Annotated in this window: 11 protein-coding genes and 1 pseudogene; 8 read left to right on the forward strand and 4 right to left on the reverse strand. The window is 56.6% G+C overall.

The window, feature by feature from the left end; all coding sequences use genetic code 11:
• Positions 1 to 132: 132 nt before the first annotated feature.
• On the forward strand, positions 133 to 984 hold the full coding sequence (gene motA / locus IEQ42_RS06825; RefSeq protein ID WP_042557368.1) for a flagellar motor stator protein MotA: 852 nt from the start codon (positions 133 to 135) through the stop codon (positions 982 to 984).
• 3 nt (positions 985 to 987) lie between these two features.
• Positions 988 to 2,055 carry a flagellar motor protein MotB gene (gene motB, locus IEQ42_RS06830; RefSeq protein ID WP_210702999.1) on the forward strand — a complete coding sequence of 356 codons (1,068 nt, stop codon included), beginning with the start codon at positions 988 to 990 and terminating at the stop codon, positions 2,053 to 2,055.
• A gap of 261 nt (positions 2,056 to 2,316) precedes the next feature.
• Here the strand turns inward: motB and IEQ42_RS06835 are convergent, their stop codons facing one another.
• The 4 genes and pseudogenes from IEQ42_RS06835 to rsgA all read right to left on the reverse strand — a co-directional run bounded on the left by IEQ42_RS06835 (position 2,317) and on the right by rsgA (position 5,149).
• Positions 2,317 to 2,802, reverse strand: coding sequence for a toll/interleukin-1 receptor domain-containing protein (locus IEQ42_RS06835; RefSeq protein WP_210703000.1), 486 nt, complete (start codon positions 2,800 to 2,802; stop codon positions 2,317 to 2,319).
• Positions 2,802 to 3,760, reverse strand: a pseudogene (locus IEQ42_RS06840) (caspase family protein). Before IEQ42_RS06840 ends, IEQ42_RS06835 begins: the two are co-directional and overlap by 1 nt.
• A 2-nt stretch (positions 3,761 to 3,762) precedes the next feature.
• Positions 3,763 to 3,906 (reverse strand): hypothetical protein, encoded by a 144-nt coding sequence (locus IEQ42_RS06845; RefSeq protein ID WP_210703001.1) that lies wholly within the window; start codon positions 3,904 to 3,906, stop codon positions 3,763 to 3,765.
• A gap of 211 nt (positions 3,907 to 4,117) precedes the next feature.
• Positions 4,118 to 5,149 carry a small ribosomal subunit biogenesis GTPase RsgA gene (gene rsgA / locus IEQ42_RS06850; RefSeq protein ID WP_042557374.1) on the reverse strand — a complete coding sequence of 344 codons (1,032 nt, stop codon included), beginning with the start codon at positions 5,147 to 5,149 and terminating at the stop codon, positions 4,118 to 4,120.
• A gap of 107 nt (positions 5,150 to 5,256) precedes the next feature.
• Here rsgA and orn point away from each other — a divergent pair, with 107 nt between their 5' ends.
• From orn to IEQ42_RS06880, 6 genes are all read left to right on the forward strand, one after another.
• Positions 5,257 to 5,799, forward strand: a complete 543-nt coding sequence (orn, locus tag IEQ42_RS06855; RefSeq protein ID WP_042557375.1) for an oligoribonuclease — start codon at positions 5,257 to 5,259, stop codon at positions 5,797 to 5,799.
• 82 nt (positions 5,800 to 5,881) lie between these two features.
• On the forward strand, positions 5,882 to 6,493 hold the full coding sequence (locus IEQ42_RS06860) for a trimeric intracellular cation channel family protein (protein WP_042557376.1): 612 nt from the start codon (positions 5,882 to 5,884) through the stop codon (positions 6,491 to 6,493).
• A 184-nt stretch (positions 6,494 to 6,677) separates the two neighbouring features.
• Entirely contained in the window at positions 6,678 to 7,700 is a 1,023-nt protein-coding gene (locus IEQ42_RS06865) for a hypothetical protein (RefSeq protein WP_210703002.1), read from the forward strand.
• A gap of 189 nt (positions 7,701 to 7,889) precedes the next feature.
• Positions 7,890 to 10,283: a leucine-rich repeat domain-containing protein gene (locus IEQ42_RS06870; RefSeq protein ID WP_210703003.1), complete on the forward strand. Its 2,394-nt coding sequence runs from the start codon at positions 7,890 to 7,892 to the stop codon at positions 10,281 to 10,283.
• Positions 10,284 to 10,641: 358 nt separating this feature from the next.
• Positions 10,642 to 11,583 carry a hypothetical protein gene (locus IEQ42_RS06875; protein WP_210703004.1) on the forward strand — a complete coding sequence of 314 codons (942 nt, stop codon included), beginning with the start codon at positions 10,642 to 10,644 and terminating at the stop codon, positions 11,581 to 11,583.
• Positions 11,584 to 11,681: 98 nt separating this feature from the next.
• Complete coding sequence (locus tag IEQ42_RS06880) at positions 11,682 to 16,511, forward strand: RHS repeat domain-containing protein (RefSeq protein WP_228731950.1); 4,830 nt, start codon at positions 11,682 to 11,684, stop codon at positions 16,509 to 16,511.
• The last annotated feature ends 60 nt before the right edge of the window (positions 16,512 to 16,571 follow it).

Raw genomic sequence — 16,571 nt, forward strand, 5'->3', positions numbered from 1 at the left:
CCGGCATGGGCTAAATTGGCTTTTCGCCTGAACTGGCTATAGTCTGGCGCAGTTTTGCCGATAAGTAGAAGAAGAGATTTTTTAACTTCCGAATATGACCTTGAACCCGACTTAAATAAGTACTTTCTACCTATGGCTAAAATTATCGGCATCATCGTCGTATTCGCGAGCGTGCTCGGCGGATACGTGCTTTCCCACGGCAAGATCGCGGCCCTGATCCAGCCTTTCGAGGTGTTGATCATCGGCGGTGCGGCACTGGGCGCTTTCCTCCAGGCCAACCCCAGCTATATGACGATGCACGTGCTCAAAAAATCCCTGAGCATGTTCAGTTCGCGTTTCACCCACACGTTCTATCTGGAAGTGCTGGGGCTGATCTACGAGATCCTCAACAAGAGCCGCCGCGAAGGCATGATGGCCATCGAGGGCGACATCGAAGATGCCGCCGCGAGCCCGATCTTCGCCAAGTACCCGGCGGTGCTTAAAGATGAACGCATGACCGCGTTTATCTGCGACTACCTGCGCATCATGTCCTCCGGCAACATGGCTCCGCACGAGCTGGAAGGCCTGTTCGACATGGAGTTGTACAGCCTGAAGGAAGACCTTGAACACCCATCTCACGCGGTGAACGGCATTGCCGACGCCATGCCGGGTTTCGGTATCGTTGCGGCGGTACTCGGTATCGTGGTGACCATGGCCTCCCTGGGTGACGGCGATCAGAAATCCATCGGCCTGCACGTCGGTGCGGCACTGGTGGGTACCTTCTTCGGTATTCTGGCGGCGTACGGTTTCTTTGGTCCGTTGGCGCATTCCCTGGCCCACGATGCCAAGGAAGAACTGAACGTTTACGAAGCCATCAAGGCCTCGCTGGTGGCTTCGGCTTCCGGCATGCCGCCATCGCTGGCGGTCGAGTTCGGTCGCAAGGTTCTGTACCCGGCCCACCGTCCAAGCTTTGCCGAGCTCGAACAAGCGGTTCGCGGTCGCTAAGTCATGGAAAATAATCAGCCGATTATCATCAAGCGCGTCAAGCGCATAGCCGGCGGGCATCACGGCGGGGCGTGGAAAATCGCCTTCGCCGACTTCGCCACGGCGATGATGGCGTTCTTCCTGGTGTTGTGGCTGCTGTCTACCGCAACCCCGGAGCAGAAGATCGCCATCGCCGGTTACTTCAAGGATCCGGTCGGCTTCTCCGAAAGCGGCACGCCGTACATCATCGATCTGGGCGGTACGCCGACGCTGGCGCCGGAAAACACCCTCAACCCCGAGGTGAAGTCCCAGCCGCAACCGGACAAGGTCACCGTCGACACCGAACAAGTCGAAGGCATGGCCGAAATGGTCGAGAAGGAACGCCTGGAACTGTTGCTGCAAGAGTTGCAGAACAAGGTCGACGAGAACCCGCAACTGCAAAAATTCAAGGACCAGATCCTTTTCGAGATCACGCCGAACGGCTTGCGCATCCAGATCATGGACGCCGAGAACCGGCCGATGTTCGACTCGGGTTCCGCGCGCCTGAAACCTTATTTCGAAGACATCCTGCTGGCCATGGCCGACACCATCAAAGCGGTGCCGAACAAGATCAGCATCAGCGGCCACACCGACGCCAAGCCGTATATCGGCAGCGGCGACTACGGCAACTGGGAGCTTTCAGCCAACCGAGCCAACGCTGCACGGCGTGCGCTGATCGCGGGCAGTTATCCGGACACGCAAGTGGCGCGGGTGGTCGGTTACGCCTCGTCGGCGTTGTTCGACAAGGAAAAACCGTTCAACCCGATCAATCGTCGCATCGACATCGTGGTGCTGACCAAAAAGGCTCAGGCGGCCATCGAAGGTGCGCAAGGCCCCGACGCTGCGAAGCCGGGCGAACAAGGTCAGAACGATGCCGCGCCGGAAACCCCGGTCGACCCGAACGCCTTGCCAGCGGATCAGCAACCGGTGCCCGCGCACGAGCTGCGCGAACGGCTGAACCTGTTCGACGACGCCGCGCCCAAACCGGCTGAGCCGGGGAGTGCGCCGACCGCGCCACCAGCCACTGCACCGGCCCCTGCGCCGAAGCAGTGATTCACAAAAAAGCCGCGAGATGATCGCGGCTTTTTTGTGTCTGTGGTCGGCTTGTGCTTCGCTGTGTTCGTTGGATCTTTCCCCCTCACCCCAGCCCTCTCCCCCCAGGGGGCGAGGGGGAAAGGGAGCCGATCTCCATACGGTTCAAAACCTGAGTTCGACTCGGTTTTTCACGTCGGCGTAACTCGAACATCCACCTCGGTCAGTCCCCTCTCCCTCCGGGAGAGGGTTAGGGTGAGGGGCATCAAGGGTGACGATGTTTCAGAACCCGCGCCGAATCCGGTTCTTCAATTGTTCGTGGAACATGTCGGCATCGCGTTTGTAGCTGCCCTTCACGGATTCACTTATCGACTCCAGTGACATCGACCGCTTGTTCGACACCTCCTCACGATACGCATCAATAAAGAAATCCAGATCACTTTCCGTGTTCAGCTTCGGCCATTTGTCCAGATACAGCGGCAACTCCGCTGGCCCGGTCCTGAAGGAACAGATCCGCCGGTTGCTGATGGTCGCTTCGCCGATTTCAAACGGCACCCACCACGACAACGCGGTTTTTTCCGAAACCACCGCGAGCAAGTGCGTGCATTCGGTGATGTTGCGCGTAATGACCCCGGTGATGTCATCGGTGGTCTGCGATTCCAGGTCCAGCACGTCAAGGTAAGTCTTGATGTTGGCCCTGATCAGGCGGTTGTTGATGGCCATCGCGTAGGCGCGATCCATGTGGCGGTAGCTGATGAAGACTGGCATCAGAAGTGTCCTTTGAGGGCGAGTTCGCGGTAATAGGCGCCAAGGGCGGTGAGGCGGCAGCCGGTCGAGTGGATGGCCGCGTAATACATATGCTCGGCGTCCATCGGTTCGATCAGGCTGTGGCGGTTGCACTTTTGCAGTTGGGCGAAGACTTCGCCGTGGTCCGGATTGAAAGTGGCTTCGGTGGGTTCGTAGCTGGGATCGAGCGGGAAAACCGACTCGGCTTCGGTAAACCATTCGGGGAGTTTGCGCAGGATTTCCTTGGGGATCAGCGGCGAGACTTCACGCAGGGAAATGAATTGCGACACGTTGGTCTTGAACACCGGGCGCTGTTCCCAGGCGTCGAGCGCATTGTCGACGAAGGAATAGAGGCTGCCGGGAGTGATCTTGCCGAGGATGTTGGCTGCGCCGCCATGCAGCGCCTGCAACAGCAGCCGGTGAACACACCGTGTTGCGCGCCTTCCATGGCCGACTCTTCCTTTTTGCACGCGGTCAGGATGGTCATGCCTTCGCCGACCACGCTGCTTTCACTGCGCAACGCGCGCGCCTCGCCGGCCGCGCCGCTTTGGCAGCAGTCGAGGATGATCACCTTGTTCTTGATCCTCGTGGCTTTGGTTGCCCAGTTGAGGATGTCGCTGATGCGGATGCCGTCCTTGGCGTTTCGGTAGTTCTGCGGCAACAGCATGCCTTCATCATTGTCATTGTCGAAGCCGCCATGCCCGGCGAAGTACAGCAGCGCGACGTTACAGTCGCCGGAAAACAGTTCGCGAATCTGGTCTTCGAGTTTCTCCCTGCTCAAGTGATCCTCGGCGGATGTCAGCACCACGTTCTTGAAGTTGGGGTCGCCATTTGCGTCGGTTTTCAGTACGGACGCCATGGCCATGGCGTCATTGCTGCACCCGCTCAAGCGCGGAATATGTTTGTAGTCGTTGATCCCGATAAACAGTCCCTTGCGCATGATTACACCGCCGTATGCAGACGAATCGCGCTGACAATGCTGTTGGTGTTCCACGCGCACTCGGCCTGTGCGGCGTTGCGTACCAGGTTGTCGTGGGCATGGGAGTAGTTCCACGAGTGACTGATGAACAAATGGTAGGTTTGCATGGGGTTCCTCGGAGGTCGCGAAAGTGCGGACGAGGAACTGAATGTAGGCATCTGGGAGATGCCTACAAGATGTGCGCGGCAAAAGAGAAATGTCCTGCAAACAGGCGTGTGCAGGCCTTACAGAAAATTCTGATGTTTAAAAAACAGGGGGATTGTAAGGGCGGGTCCGACAACCGGCAGCACCTGAGACAGGCGCTGCCGGCTTGGCTGTTTAATAGCCGCTTTCAGGCAGACTGGCGATGATCGAGCGATAGCTGTTCATCCGTTGCTGCTGCACGCGGCCATCTTCCAATGCCTTGAGCAGTGCGCAACCCGGTTCGCGATCATGTTTGCAATCGCGGAAGCGGCAGGTCCCGAGCAAATCGTTGAACTCGATGAAGCCGGCTTCAACGTCGGCGCGGCTGACGTGGCCGAGGCCGAATTCGCGGATGCCCGGGGAGTCGATCAGTTCACCACCGCCGGGGAAGTGGAACAGACGCGCGGTGGTCGTCGTGTGCGTGCCCTGGCCGGAGAGTTCGGACAGCGGCCCGACGCGGGTTTCAACCTCCGGCAGCAGGCTGTTGACCAGCGACGACTTGCCGACGCCGGACTGGCCGACGAAGACGCTGATGCGCCCATCGAGCTGCTGTTGCAGTTGTTCCATGCCGTTGCCGTGGTGCGCCGAAACTTCCAGCACCGGATAACCGAGCGTGCGATAAACCGCCAACAGCGCGTTCAGCGCCGGAGCGTTCTGCTCGTCGATCAGGTCGAATTTGTTCAGCAGCAACAGCGGACGGATGCCGGCGTGTTCGGCCGCGACCAGGTAACGGTCGATCAGGTTGGCATGCGGCTCGGGCAGCGGGGCGAAAACGATGACGATCATGTCAACGTTGGCGGCGACCGGTTTGAGCTGGCCACGGCTGTCCGGGCGGCACAACTCGGTGGTGCGCGGCAATTGCGCGACGATCACACCGATGCCCTGGTTGCCGGCACGCCAGACGACGGTGTCGCCGGTCACCAGCGCCGGCAGGTTGGCGCGCAGGTGGCAACGGAACACCTGGCCGGCGAGTTCGCCGTCCTTGGCCTCGACTTCGACCTGCACACCGAAGTGCGCGATCACCAGACCGGTCTGTTCCGGGCCCAGGTCGCCACCTTCAAGGGCCTCGACAGCCGAGGACTCGCGTTTGGCGGCGCGTGCGGCGCGCTCGCCCTGAATTTTTTCGATGCGCCAGTTTTGACGTCGATTGAGTTGGCGTTTGGCCATGGGTGTTCCGTCTGAAGAATGCAGCGATTAGGTAAAACGGCCGCGAGTTTAGCACGCCCGGCCACCGGCCTAAGCTAAACTGCGCAGCATTGCCTAGGAGCCCGAATATGCAGAACCCGCAGAACTTGATCTGGATCGACCTGGAAATGACCGGTCTGGATCCGGAAAACGACGTCATCATCGAAATGGCCACTATCGTCACTGACAGCGACCTCAACACCCTGGCCGAAGGCCCGGTCATCGCCATCCACCACAGCGACGAAGTCCTCTCGCGCATGGACGAGTGGAACACCCGCACCCACGGCAACTCCGGCCTGACCCAGCGCGTACGTGAAAGCCGCGTCAGCATGGCCGAAGCCGAAGCCGAAACCATCGCCTTCCTCGAAAAGTGGGTGCCGAAGGGCAAGTCGCCGATTTGCGGCAACAGCATCTGCCAGGATCGTCGCTTCCTTTATACCCATATGAAGGCGCTGGAAAGCTACTTCCACTATCGCAACCTCGACGTCTCGACGCTCAAGGAACTGGCGGCCCGCTGGGCGCCGGACGTACGCGACAGCTTCAAGAAGGGCGGCACGCACCTGGCGCTCGACGACATCCGCGAGTCGATCGCCGAGCTGCAGCACTACCGCGAGCATTTCATCAAGTTCTGACATCGGAGGACTGCGCTGCTGCCCTCTTTTGGTGCCATGGCGAAGTGAGTAGACTGCGCGCCTTCCTGCAAGGATCGCCACCATGTTGCTAATGCTCTACCTCGTCGCCATCACCGCTGAAGCCATGACCGGCGCACTGTCTGCCGGTCGTCGTGGCATGGACTGGTTTGGTGTGGTGCTGATCGCCTGTGTCACGGCGTTGGGCGGTGGTTCGGTGCGTGATGTGCTGCTCGGGCATTACCCGCTGACGTGGGTCAAACATCCGGAATATCTGGTGCTGACCTCGCTCGCCGCAATGTTCACGGTGTTTACCGCACGCTGGATGCGCCACCTGCGCTCGCTGTTTCTGGTGCTCGATGCTGTCGGCCTGGTGGCCTTCACCCTGATCGGCTGCATGACCGCGCTGGAAATGGGCCACGGCATGTTGGTGGCTTCGGTCAGCGGCGTGATCACCGGGGTATTCGGCGGCATCCTGCGCGATATCTTCTGTAACGACATCCCGCTGATCTTCCGGCGCGAACTTTACGCCAGCGTCTCTTTTGCGGCGGCATGGTGTTACATGTTCTGCCTGTTTCTGAATCTTCCGAGCGAGCAGGCGATCCTGATAACTTTATTCGGCGGATTCCTGTTACGTCTGTTGGCAATTCGTTTTCATTGGGAAATGCCAAAATTTGTCTATAACGACGAGCATTGATAGTCCTCGCAGTCAGTAACTTGTGCTGATTCGATGGTCAGCGTTTTGTTAATGGCTTACAAGTGTATATAGGCTTCTTACATTTTTCGCTTTGCTGTTGTTTTGACGGTCGTGTTATTTATTTGGTCGATAGCTTGCTCAAGGTCTATCTGCCAAGTAAATACAACGTCAAAGGATTTGCATTATGAGTGAAAACATGGAAGTAACACAAAGCCATCTGGGAGTCGCCGACTCTATCATCAGTTTCAAAGTCAAATTTGATGCCGGTGAGGTCACGCGAAGCAAGTCGCTGTTCGGTAATGGTCGCATGCAAGTTAAAGTGCAAGTGCTTGTTGCCGCCGCTGATATCAACGGGAATACGGTGCATGTACCGGCTGACGTAATGAATAGCATCGAACTTATTCATTATGGTACGGGCAGGAGGTTACGGGATGGCTGGTCCGCCAGTATCGAGCAAGGGCCCTATACCCTTGAAGCGCAATCTTCGGCCATGACCACCTCGATTCCCGACGACGAGACAGACGAGGACATACTCCATCCGCAAGTCCGTACTTTCTGGGTCTCCTGCTCCGTTGCCGGCACGACCCAGATTGCCGCACGGCTTACCCTGGCCGGGCAGACGATTCGTACCAACGGGACGACGCTGGCCAGTGTCCACGACAGCAGCGTAACCCTGGAAGCACAACAACCATTGGCTTACGCCATTGACCAGTTCCGCTGGCAGGCGACGCGTCGCGGCAATGAAGAGCCGGGCAATCGAATCTGGAACTACTACCTCGGGTTGTATCCACAAGGACAGCAGATCAAGCTTGTCGACTGGATTGCCGATGTCCCCGCCGATACCGATCCTATGTTCGCCACGGCCAATAAGCTCAATGCCTACGTGACTAATTTTCTCACAGGTGTTCTGGCTCGTCCAAGAGAGCGCAGCTTGAGCATCGGATTGCCATTCAACGGTGATCCTATTGTGTTCACGTTTTCCGCTGATGCAATTAAGCGAGATAAGAAGTTTTATTCCGTGAGGGTCAATGATCGTGATGGAGAACTCACGGTGGTGCAGGCACTGTCTGAATATTCGAGTTTGGACCGTGCCTACAAAAAAGGCGATGTATTCCAGTTTCGCGCCATTGATCAACACGGTACGGAACATAAACTGGCGATTCGCACGGACTTTGTCGCGCGCACTTTTGGTCTGGAGCGCGGGTAAGGTTGGCCGTTCAAAATTTGTATCCCTGACACTGTGGTAAAGATATATACCGCTTCATATTGAACAGGCCGGTAAGCTGGTCGGGTCAATCGTCAATATTCGCAATACTGCGTGATTGTCTTTATGTCATGCGCGGTCTCCGTAACCATGCGGAGTCTGCGCAACCACACATCTCAAGGATGAGAACTCATGGCTGGCAAACCACCAAAAAAAATCAAACCTGCGCCAAACAAAATCCCCGATATCAACACTGACGGCTTTCATCGGCCGGTAGGGGGTAATCTCCCGTCGTCTTCGGTGTCCCGTCCACCGGATCCACTGCAGCCTTCCCCCCGACCGCACACGGCAGAATCGGTGGAAGTCATCAGCGTTATCCCGAGCCTGATGCCGCCCGCCATCCCGATCAGTCACCCGGGTGGGAGTGTCGCGATCAGCGCCTTGTCGAACTACTGGATACCCGTTTCGAGAAATATGGGCGAGGCCAATGAGCAAGGCATTCGGGTGCTCAAGCAACGCCAATATGTCGCTGTAGATGAAGAGCATTATGTGCAAGTGGTCAAGGACGCCGACAGTGGTCTGTTCCGCGCTACCGTCACCCGAGAGCGCGAGCCTACCGGTCCGCTACTCAAACCGGATAGCGAGGGCAAACTCTGGTATCCGGTCGAGAGCAGCAACTCCGCGCATGAGCATATGGCGGACCTGTTTCACCGTATGGGTTATGCCATCGACGAATTCTCCGACATCACGCTTGCACGCATCCTTGCAGTGAGTGGCCTGGAGGGAACGCTGGCGCGCCATACCGACGCTGATATTCATCCCCCCGCACTGCTCCAGGACACCCTCAGGCGATTCAGCCTCGATCAGAAAATGGCGCGCTGGCCAAAAGAGGATCGCGCCGCAGTCTTTAAGGCGCATGAGCGGGCATTCGAAGTCGACTGTGATGAAAATACCTTGCAGATGCGACGAATTTTTCCTGATTTGCCTAAAACTGTGGCCCAGGCGATATGGCGCAATACGACTGCCGCCGAGCGTCTGCATATGCACAATCAGCCGCGCCTGCCACCGCGAGTGGCGGCAGAGACGTTGGTGGCCCTGCGAGAGGTTCGTCTGGCCAGGGCTGGCGAAGGGCTTTACTTGAATGCGGTGTCCAATTTGGACAGTGACCGCTTGGCGCTTTATATGATCGGCAGTCTCGCAGATTGGCCGCGACAGATTCGAATCGAGATGCGTCAGGGCGTGCTGGACGGGGAGGTCTTGAGCGCGATCGGTGACGGCCGGTCGCCGGTTCGTCACGTGCTGATTCGACAGGACGCAGGGTATTTGGTGCAACGCGCCGACGGCCAATCAACCCAGGCGTTGCATGATCTGTATTCGGCGGTCTGCTTGTTGCTGCTGCCCGCGCAGCGCAAGGCGCTGGGCATGCCTGGAGGCGCTGGCCCGACATTGCAGCGATGGGTCCGTGCCCAGCCGTTACCATCGCGGCAGACCGTGAGCGAAGTGCTCGGACTGGAACCGTTGCCATCGGCCATCGAAGCTGCAGCTGCGCAATATCGGCAGGCGGGGTATCTGCGGGGCGGAGCCGATGAAAATCCCGTGCCGAGCAGGTCTGTTGAAAAACGCGTCCGTGATCTGTATCCGGAGCTCTCTGACGAGGATGTAGCGCGATTTATCAATGAGCATCTGCGCAGCGATCCGTCCGGGGTTTTGATCCGGTTGGAAAAAGAGTTCGCAGCGTTGCGGCAGGAGTTAAGCGCCTGGAGCGCGATCGTCCCTTCACATCACACTGAGGGGAAGGTATGGAGCCCTGCGGCACTTGCCCATCAACTACAGTTGCGACAGGGCTTCAGTAAAAATCTGCAAGCTCTCTGGCAGAAAAAATTGATAACACCCCATGACGCTCAAGGCGAAAGTTTTTCTTCGTTCATCGACTTCGCCGGTGAGTTGCCGCACACATCCGCAAGATTCGAGCATGTGACAGAGTTGGTGCTGGAGGCACGCAACCCGAGCGTCAAGCTCGGCAAATTGCTCGACAGCTTTCCCAATCTGCGCTACCTGATCCTCCAAAGGGTGCGGATGGAGACGTTCGCTCCAGGCATTTTTCAGATGCGCGACCTGCGCCATCTGGTCTTGCAGGATTGCTCACTGCAACTGTCGGACTTCGATGCCGAGGGGCTATCAAGAATCGAGACACTGACTCTGTTGAGGCTTGACGAAAATCCGTTGGGTGTCGCGCCACATGTGGGATTTATGCACCAATTGGGCGAGTTGTACCTGAGTGATACCGGGCTGACGCAGATTCCTTCTGGGATAGAACAACTGGCAAGCTTGAGGGTGCTTGATTTGCACGACAATAATATCGTTAATATCAGAGAGGAGTTTTTCGAACTTCCCGATACACAAAATCTGGATATCAACCTGATTGACAATCCACTCGGCGACGTCGCGTTGATGGGTATAGGTCAATATGTTCAGGACGCCAGTATGGACAGACAGGTTGTAATCAGGGTGCGAGAGCCTGTGGCGAATGAAGTTTTTGATTTTTTCGACTCTCCTGATACCGGGATTGAATCGTCGAGCGACTGACGACATTGTCTGGTAGTTGTTAATGCAGTAACGCTTTATTCCAGTTGTAGCCAATATCAGTCTGGCCCACTCTCTGCCTCGTTCTCGAACAATGGTATGAAGGTGGGCTTTTTAATGTGTGGCAAAGTTTTTTTATTGCAAAGTTTGATCGTTTTCTGAATGGTCGTGGTTGCTTGATTGCAGGTGTGCGATATCAAGCGAATGTAAGTCTCCTGGTTTGCACTGTCGGGTGTTTCTTTTTGCGACATTACATGCGGATATAAAGCGTGACTTCTTTTTGTCTGGCGTGTGTGTGTCAATACTCCAGCTTTATCGCCCAAGAGCATGTTTTCAATTTGCCTTTCAGGAAGAAATTTATATGTTTGAAGAAAATCTGAGTATCCAGCGCCTTGAAGTGAAGTTTTACTCTTCTGCCGTTCGCCATAAGACACTGTATGCCAATGGCCGTATGCAAGTTCGTGTGCTGGTGCTGGTGACGGGAGAAAACTCGCAGGCCGAAGAAGTCTCGCTGCATGGCCATCCGGCGCTGGAGACGCTCAAGCTGATCAGCTATGACACCTCTGCGCCGTTGGGCGGCGATTGGCATGTCGATTTGCAGGAAAACCGCTATGCACACGACATGGCGGGTGGCGCCGCGCGCGTGACGCCATTGGTGCCTGCCACCAGCAATCGGATTTCCGCGCCTGCAGACAGTGTTCAGGTTTTCGAGTTTTGGGTCACTTGCAGCCGTCCGGGCGCACTCCAGATTGCCGCTGAACTGACCCTGGATGGAAAGAAGTATCGGAGCAATGGGCGCAATGGTTACGACAGCAGTGTGACGCTTGAAGCGATTGCGCCTAAACGTTATCCACGCACCAGTTTCACTCTCAAGAAAAACAGGGTTAGGGATACGCCCAGTCTTTTTGAAAAGTTTGAACAATATAGTCTCGCTTTATATGCCGAAGGTCGACAAATCAATCTGCTCGATTGGTCCAGCCTGCAAGTGAAATATGACGCGGACTATGCGGTCGAGTTCTTTTCCTCTGGCAATGCCATAAACGTTTCGGTCGGCCCGAGAAGTTATACCGGTTATATAGCGCCGATTTATGGCGCGCAGGTGGTGACGCGCACGTCAACCGGCCTTCGCACCATGGAGCAGGATCCCGGAATAATATCGATCCTCAGTCATGTAACGGAAGAGCATCCTCGCAAGCCAGAGAATAAGGAAACGCTGGAGTTGCTGGTGTTGGATGAATACGGTACCGCGCACAATGTTCGGATCAATCCTGATATTGCGAACCGCTCGTACTCGCTTGGTTGAAGCAGGGTTTCAAGAGTTTCGCTACTCATGGTGTTTTCGGTGCAGTAGTCGGAACTCTTGCGTGTCTATTCGTTTCTGCAACTTACAGGATGTTATTCATGAGTACTAAAACTCAGGATTCAGTGCATTCGAATGCATTCAATTTTGGAGGTTTTGTTGCCGGTGGTGTTGATCCCCGCACAGGCATTTATACCTGCGCCCTGACACTTGGGGTTATTCGTTCCGGAGACCTCAATGGCCCTTCATTCAATCTTGCCTTGAGCTTCAACCCACTCAACACTCACAACGCCGGTTATGGCACGGGATGGTCGTTGCCCACCAGTCGTTATGATTTGCGTAGCAAAGTCATGACGCTCAACAATGGTGAGCGCTATAAGGCCGTTGAAACAGGCGATGCTCTGCAGTTCAAGGAAATGAAACTTGAGAGCGCCAAGGTACTGAAAGTCGCTGTCGGGCGTTATGAAGTTCGTTACAAGGATGGCCGGCGCGAAGAGCTTGAGGTTTACGGCGCCACCCATATTGCCGTGCCCACGAGGGTCATCGCCGCGAACGGAACGAGCATTTCCTTGAAATACGCGACGTTCAACGAGCAACCCATGCTCGTGGAAATCAGCGATGCAAAAAGAACATTGCTTAAAGTCAGCCGTACCGCTGGCCGGCTGACGCTGACCCAGCATCCCGACACGCCATCTAGCGCTGAATTCACGATGACGTTCAAGAACGACCACGTCACTGCAATCGGTTTACCGGTTGGCAGAGGTTGGGATCTGCAGTACGAAGAGATTGATGGCATCAGGTACCTGAAACGCGTGGAATCACCACTCGGTGCCGTGGAAAACATTCGCTACAAAAGGGTCGGACACCTGCTTCCTGCCTCAGGAGCGACGCAAAGCCTGCCCTACGTGATTGCCCATGAAGTTTTCGTCAAGCAAGGGCAGCCGAAGGTTAGCAAGACCTACACGTATTCGGACTGGAATTATCTGGGGCATGGCGTGCCGTCCGATCCGGCCGATGACGGTGACCCTCTGTACCGTGCACCCAAGAGCTATCAGTACAGTTGCGTGGAAAGTTTGATTGTGGGGGTGAAGACTCATACCCACACCAGGCGCACCTACAACAAGTTTCATCTGTTGGTCTCTGAAGTGACCACATGTGGTGAGTCGGTAGCTTCGGTTACTACCGATTATCACTGTGAAGTCGGCAAGCCTTTCACTGAGCAGCCGGCGCAATTTCGCATGCCCAAGTCTCAGACCCGAGGTTTCGCGAACAGCGTAACCGGGCAGAAACGCACGGAAACCACCACCACCGAGTTCGATGCCGCCGGCAATCTGCTCAGTCAGGTGGACGCCAGCGGCGTGAGTACGCAGTTCGAGTACTACCCGGCCAGCGATTCAGAAGGTTGCCCAAAAGACCCTCTGGGGTTTATCCGTTTCCTCAAGCAGAAAACCGTGGTACCAGCGGCAGGCGGTGGCGCCTCGACCATTACCCGCTATCGCTATGCGTTGCACCCCGCCCTCGAAGGCTCGACGCTGGCCAGTGTCCTGCCCGTTCAGGAGAGTTTTCTGGAGTTGGTTGACGGTGTCGAGATTCTGCGTTCAAAGGTTGACCTTACCTATTTGAGCTCGCCCAAGGACCCGATTCTGCACGGCGTTTTGCAACAGCAGAGTGTTACGCGCAATGCCACAACGACCCGCATCGAATATTCGTATGAGCTTGAGGAGACCACACTGTCGTTGAAGAAAACCGTTCACGGGTTTGACGGCACCACCAGTTCCAGCGAACAAAAGCTTTCGACCCTGAGTGGGTTGACGGTGTCCGAGCGCGATGCCGACGACGCAGTCATCGAGTATGAATACGACAAGCTTGGCCGGCGGATACGCAAGACACTGGCGCCCGGCACGGCTTACGCCTCCTTTACCCAGTGGCGCTATGAGACTGCCGAGGGCCGCGAGCCGGCGACACTGATCACCCATGACTCGTCCGGGGGCATGCAAGAGGCCACTTACGACGCACTGGGGCGCATCGTCAAAATTCAGGAAAAGGACTGCGATAACCCGGACCCGCAGGGCGACTGCCCTATGCGCACTGTTTATACCTGCGTCCATGACAACACTGGACGACCCGTGACGGTGGAGCACAGCGACTGGTGGGATGGCGTTGCGCGCGAGGTCAAATCGGATTTTTTCTACGACGATTGGGGCCAGACCAAAGAGACCCGCCATGGCGACGGGCGAATCGAACACAGTGAATTTGATCCCGTCAGCCGCAAGCAGAAGAGCTGGCAGCAGGGCATGGGCAAAACGATCACTGTCGTCAATGCTTTCGGCAAGCCAGACAGCGTCGAGGTATTCGATCTGAAAGAGCAAAGCCTGGGTAAAACCGTTTATACCTATGACGGGTTGGGCCGAACCCTCAGCCAGACCGATCCGGCCGGCAACAAGACTTCTTTCGAATACGACGTGTTCGACCGCTTGGTGCGCACTGTTTTGCCAGACGGACATGCAGTTGAAACCACGTTTGCAGCCCACAGCACCGATGAGTTGCCGGTGGACATCAAAGTGGCGGGCGTGCTGTTGGGGCAGCAGGCGTTCGATGGTTTGAACCGTGTGACAGAGATGTCCGTGGGAGGGCGCAAGTCGTTCGCCAGTTACGAGGCCGGCCGCAGTCTGCCCAAATCGCACACCGACGCCTCAGGCCAGCGGACCGAGTTCGTTCATGAGCCAGCCTTGGGTGGATTATTGACTGAACGCAAGGCTGTCATCGCTCGCGGATCGCTCATTGAGGGTGACGAGCTGATCGAGGCCGAAGACGACGGATTGATCACTCGATTCACCTACGATGTCCTCAACGGGAAACCGCAAAGTTGTATCGAACAGGGCCGCGAGAGTCATTTTGAGTACTTTCCCTCCGGGCGTCTCAAATCGCAAACCACGCAATTCGGCGATCTGCGCCAGACCGTCTCCCATACCTATACTTTCGCCGGTCGTCCCCTGACGTACGTGGACGTGCTGGGTGTAAAGCACAAGACCGAGTACGACACGTGGGGGCGCAGAGTCTCGTTCAAGCAGGGGGCGGTGCAGGCTGATTTTTTCTATGACAAGAAAACCGCTTTGCTGGAACGCATTGAAACTCGCGATACCTCCTCCAGGAAGCTCCTGACGACGCGCCTGACCTACGATGACCTCGGGCGCGAGGCCACCCGAAGCTTTGAGGCCAATGGTTTGGTCACCCAGACGCTGACCTCCACCTACACGGTGGTTGGCAAGCTGTCGCAGAAAGTCCTGAAGCGCGGCGCTTTCGTGCTGCGCGATGAGCGATTCGCTTACGACGTGCGCGGCCGCCTCACTCAGTACAACTGCGACGGCAGCCAGCGACCCCGAGATCCTTACGGCAAAGACATCATCCGGCAAACCTTTACCTTCGACGCGCTGGACAACATCCTCACGCTGGAAACCACTTTTCCCCAAGGCGTTAACGTAACGACCTTCAGTTACAGCAAAATCGATCCGGCGCAGCTCGTTGGGGTAACCCATTCACATGCCGATTATCCGGCGCCGGTTACGCTGGAGTACGACGCCGACGGCCGAATGATCAAGGACGACCACGCGCGCACCCTGGCGTATGACGCGTTTGGACGTCTTATCCGGTTGACCAATGAGCGAGGGGAGGTGGTGCGTGGCCATCACTACGACGGTTTTGATCGAATCGTTGAGTTGTCGCAACCGCGGAAGCTGGATGTGCAGCGCTACTATCACAACGCTAGCGTGAGTAGCGAAATTTGCGGTAATGACGCGCTCAGTGTGGTGCGTGATGGCGGGTTTGTATTGGGCCAGCAGCAACTCGGTGCGGATGCGGGTAGCCGGATCTTCGGCACGGATCAACAGCAAAGTGTGTTGACCCGGTTGCATGGCGAGCAATGGGACGACAGCGCTTATTGTCCCTACGGGCATCGCCCGGCTGACGTCGGGCAGTTCAGTCTGGCGGCCTTCAATGGCGAGCAACTGGATACCGTTACAGGTCTGTATTTGCTGGGCAACGGCTACCGCGCCTACAGCCCGACCCTGATGCGTTTTACCGGACCTGACAGCATGAGCCCGTTTGGCGCGGGGGGATTGAATGCCTACGCCTATTGCCTGGGCGATCCGGTCAATCGAGTTGACCCCACGGGCCATATCTCCTGGCAGTCAATTGCAGGGATTGCGCTGGGTTTTATCGGGATAGTCGCCAGTATCGTTACGTTGGGTGCAGCCTCGCCACTGGCCGTGCTGGCCATGGGGTTGGGCATCGCCTCCGGAGCGGCTGCCATAGGCGGTGAGTTGGCCAATGAACTGGCGCCACAGTCCCAGGTCGGGGCGATACTTGGCTGGGTAAGTCTGGGGCTCGGCATTGCGTCTGCTGCCGCAGGGGCCCTTGCTGTCCGACAGGCTATAGCGCAAAGCCTGAGGCCTCGTCCCTATCTCGTGAAATTGGCCGACGAACCGCCGGTCAGAATCGTGGAAAAGGAATATGCGACCTTTGGCGGCAGAAAGCACGGTGGCAAATCAGGTAAGGCCGGGGCTAGTGCCGCGCCGCCCGAGCCGCCAGCAAACTGGACATTGATTGAGGAATTCCAGAATCACGACTACCTGCCGCCGGGTAAAATTGGTGCGGGTTCCAGGGCTAAATATGCTGAATTCAAAACGGCAGTTGAAGGCAATATCAGCCCCAGTGAAGCTGCCCGAGCTTATCCTGGAAGCAAGCAGGACCCTTATCCCAATTACAAATTCTTCTATCCAAACAGCTTGCACGAAGGATTTTCCCATGTGCATACGCGTTTAAGCCAAGAGCATCGGTTGTTTTATCTGGTGAATGGCCAGAAAAAACAGGTTCGCATTATGCAGTTAGGGGCGCACGAGCCCGCTTGGGGATCGGCGCATGTCGCCAGGTAATGGCTGGTCTCAGACGAGTAAACCGATTGGGTTTGCGCGGCGTTCGAATGCGGGGGAATA

The sequence above is a fragment of the Pseudomonas iridis genome, from assembly GCF_017980685.1.
Lineage (GTDB): Bacteria > Pseudomonadota > Gammaproteobacteria > Pseudomonadales > Pseudomonadaceae > Aquipseudomonas > Aquipseudomonas iridis.

Bases quoted from the DNA above. Each gene is read 5' to 3' on its own strand.
- motA (WP_042557368.1), top strand. From the start codon at position 133: ATGGCTAAAATTATCGGCATCATCGTCGTATTCGCGAGCGTGCTCGGC.
- rsgA (WP_042557374.1), bottom strand. From the start codon at position 5,149: ATGGCCAAACGCCAACTCAATCGACGTCAAAACTGGCGCATCGAAAAA.
- IEQ42_RS06835 (WP_210703000.1), bottom strand. From the start codon at position 2,802: ATGCCAGTCTTCATCAGCTACCGCCACATGGATCGCGCCTACGCGATG.
- motB (WP_210702999.1), top strand. From the start codon at position 988: ATGGAAAATAATCAGCCGATTATCATCAAGCGCGTCAAGCGCATAGCC.
- IEQ42_RS06870 (WP_210703003.1), top strand. From the start codon at position 7,890: ATGGCTGGCAAACCACCAAAAAAAATCAAACCTGCGCCAAACAAAATC.
- IEQ42_RS06880 (WP_228731950.1), top strand. From the start codon at position 11,682: ATGAGTACTAAAACTCAGGATTCAGTGCATTCGAATGCATTCAATTTT.
- IEQ42_RS06865 (WP_210703002.1), top strand. From the start codon at position 6,678: ATGAGTGAAAACATGGAAGTAACACAAAGCCATCTGGGAGTCGCCGAC.
- orn (WP_042557375.1), top strand. From the start codon at position 5,257: ATGCAGAACCCGCAGAACTTGATCTGGATCGACCTGGAAATGACCGGT.
- IEQ42_RS06860 (WP_042557376.1), top strand. From the start codon at position 5,882: ATGTTGCTAATGCTCTACCTCGTCGCCATCACCGCTGAAGCCATGACC.
- IEQ42_RS06875 (WP_210703004.1), top strand. From the start codon at position 10,642: ATGTTTGAAGAAAATCTGAGTATCCAGCGCCTTGAAGTGAAGTTTTAC.
- IEQ42_RS06845 (WP_210703001.1), bottom strand. From the start codon at position 3,906: ATGCAAACCTACCATTTGTTCATCAGTCACTCGTGGAACTACTCCCAT.